2 protein-coding genes are annotated in these 2,822 nt (G+C 69.6%); both read right to left on the bottom strand.

All coding sequences use genetic code 11. From position 1 onward, the window contains the following. Nucleotides 1-146 precede the first annotated feature (146 nt). Complete coding sequence (locus AC08OX_RS14440) at nucleotides 147-1,073, bottom strand: TauD/TfdA dioxygenase family protein (RefSeq protein ID WP_476608300.1); 927 nt, start codon at nucleotides 1,071-1,073, stop codon at nucleotides 147-149. A 310-nt stretch (nucleotides 1,074-1,383) separates the two neighbouring features. Continuing rightward, on the bottom strand, nucleotides 1,384-2,403 hold the full coding sequence (locus AC08OX_RS14445; RefSeq protein WP_476608297.1) for an ROK family protein: 1,020 nt from the start codon (nucleotides 2,401-2,403) through the stop codon (nucleotides 1,384-1,386). Between the last annotated feature and the right edge of the window lie 419 nt (nucleotides 2,404-2,822).

Here is a 2,822-nt window from a genome sequence, read left to right on the forward strand (position 1 = left end):
GGCTCACTGTCGTTCGGGGTGGCTTGTCGTTCGAGGTGGCTTGTTTGGCGGTGTGCCGACAGCCGCGAGGGACTTGGCCCTCGCGGCTGTCAGCGGATTGCCGGCTCTGGTATTCGTGGTGTCCGCGGATATCGGCGGACAGCGGATCAGGAGCCGAGGAACGGTTCCCCGGCGACCAGTTCGGATTCCTTGCCGTCGACGCCGACCGGAATGTCGCCCTCGATGGTCACCCGGTACAGCACCCGGTCGAAGTCGAGGTGACCCAGGTCCGACGGGCCGAGGTGGGAGGTCGCGCGGTTGTCCCAGAAGGCGATGTCACCGGGGTTCCACTTGAACCGCACCGTGAACTCGGGCCGGGAGATCTGCTCGTAGAACAGGTCGAGGATCCGGCGGCTCTGCTTCGGCGAGAAACCGATGATCTCGCTGTCCTTGGAGGTGAAGCTCGGGCTGACGAACAGCGCCCGCTCGCCGGTCTCCGGATGGACGCGCACTACCGGGTGGATCGTGACCAGCGGGTTTGCGGCGGCCTTCCGCCCGTACTCGCTCTCGCTGGGGAAGTTTCCGAAGCTATGCCGGGCGCGCAGGCCGTTGGCCAGGTCCCGAAGCTGCTCGGGCAGCTCCTGGTAGGCGGCGACCAGGTTGGTCCACGCAGTGTCGCCGCCGTATGGCGGGACGATGTCGGCCCGCAGGATCGACGCGGCGGGCGGGTTCACCAGCGCGGTGACGTCGGTGTGCCAGCCATTGTCGTAGGTGACCTTCTTCTTCGTTCCGAAGAACCTGGCGTACCGCCGGCTGTCGATCGGCAGGATCTCCGGGAAGCCCGCCGGCGGCGCGTCCTCGTGCGGGTGGGCCGGGGTCAGCTTGCCGAAGCGCCGGCCGAAGGCGACCTGCTGGGCGTGGTCGATGTTCTGACCGGGGAAGAAGACAACCTTCCACTGGTGCAGCGTGGAGCGGATCTCGGCGATGGTCGCGTCGTCCAGGTTCTCGCGCAGGTCCACTCCGTGAATCTCGGCCCCGATATAGCCGGAAAGCGGGCGGACGTCGAGTCCCAGAACAGGGGTCGTGGTTGTCATCATGTGTTTCTCCAGAGGTTGGGAAAAGATGCGAAGACGGCGGGGAGGGCAGCCGGAATTCCGGGTGACAGACCGGTGGGACGCGTTCTCGGGGCGTGCCGGGAACGCCTGCGCTATCGTGATCGGCACTATTGCGATCGACTACGGATTCTGTCGCGACGGACAGCGGCACGTGACGCCGGGCGTCAACATCGGCGACAACGAGCGCTGGCCGCGGGAAATCTTCCCGTACCGCCGTTCCTGGAGTCGCTCACCGGTCAATCTTCGGTCTCGCCCTTCCGGGCCGTCAACGTTTTGTGTTCTGGTGGAATTAATACCTCCGGCGGGTGGCTGCGGCGACTGTCGGTGTCGGTGATGGTGTCCGCGACGGCATCGGGGCGGGCATCGGAGCGGGCAGACTGTGCGGGCGGCGGTGGACCGGGTCGAGGACGGTCGCTCCCGCCGCGACGGCCAGCACATTCATGCCGAAGCTGCTCGGCAGCACCATCCGCTCGGGATCGGTGCACACGCGTGAGTGCGCGGCGATCTCCTCGTGCAGGTCGACCAACAGATCCGGCAGGCAGAGCGCGGCGGCCTCGGTGAGAACGACGATTTCCGGGTCCATCATGTCCACGAGCAGGATGATCATCCGACCCACCAGCCGGAGCCTGGCGCGCAACAGCGACAGCGCGCGCGGGTCGCCGGCGAGCCCGGCGTGCAGCAGCACCTGCAGGTCCGGACGGGAGATGATCCCGTCCTGGGCCGCCTGCAGCAGCATGGTCCGTTCCGACAGCGCCGCCTGCGCGCAGCCCGACCGGCCGCAGCGGCACGGGGCGTCGCTGTCAGCGAGCCGCAGGTGAGCGATGCCGCCCGCGGCGGAGTGCGGTCCGATGTGCACCGATCCGTCGGTGGCGAACGCGGCGTCGACCACGTTGCCGACGAACAGCTTCAGCAGGCTGCGCCGGGCGCGCGGGTCGCCGAAGAGGATCTCCGCCTGGGCCAGGGCGCGGGCGTGCCCGTCGACGTGCACCGGCATGCCCGTGGCCGCCGCCAGCACCTCCCGGACCGGCACGTCATGCCAGTCCAGGGGCTCGTGTTCGATCACCACGCCGAGGTCGGGGTCGACCCGGCCGCCGGTGACGACGCCGAGGCCGAGGACACGGTTGCCCCGGGCGCGCCGGGAGAGGAAGCCGGGCAGATGTCGGGCGATCATCCGAAGGACGTCCGCCGGGCCGCCCTCCCGCGGCAACTGCTCCCGCGTCACCACCTGTCCACGCAGGTCGACAAGGCTGAAGGTGACGAACGGGACGGCGATGTGCACCCCGCAGGCCAGATGAAGGTCGGTGTCCACGTCCAGGGGCACGTGTGGCCGCCCGGCCCGGGGAGCCAGCGAGGAGGCGGGAAGCTCTCGGAGCAGACCCAGGGAGATCAGCCCGGCTGTCTGCCGGGAGACCGCAGCCGGGCTGAGCCCTGTTGCCCTCCCGATGGCGGTGCGGGCGACCGGACCGTGGTCGAGGACCGCCCGCAGGATCGCCGCCGCGGAGCCCGCGGAGCCGCCCGGGCACAGTAACCACTGGAGCCGCCTGGGCCGCCTGGGCCGCCGGCAGCGGTTCTCCCGGCTCCAAGCCTGGAGACGCCCCCCGCCGCGGCCCGCGGCCTTCCCTGCGCCGGCAGCGTTTCCCGCGCCGACATCTTGTCGCGTACTGGCGCCTTGTCGCGTACTGGCGCCTTGTCGCGTACTGGCGCCTTGTCGCGTACTGGCGCCTTGTC

Source organism: Frankia sp. CoBUL1, assembly GCF_978021245.1.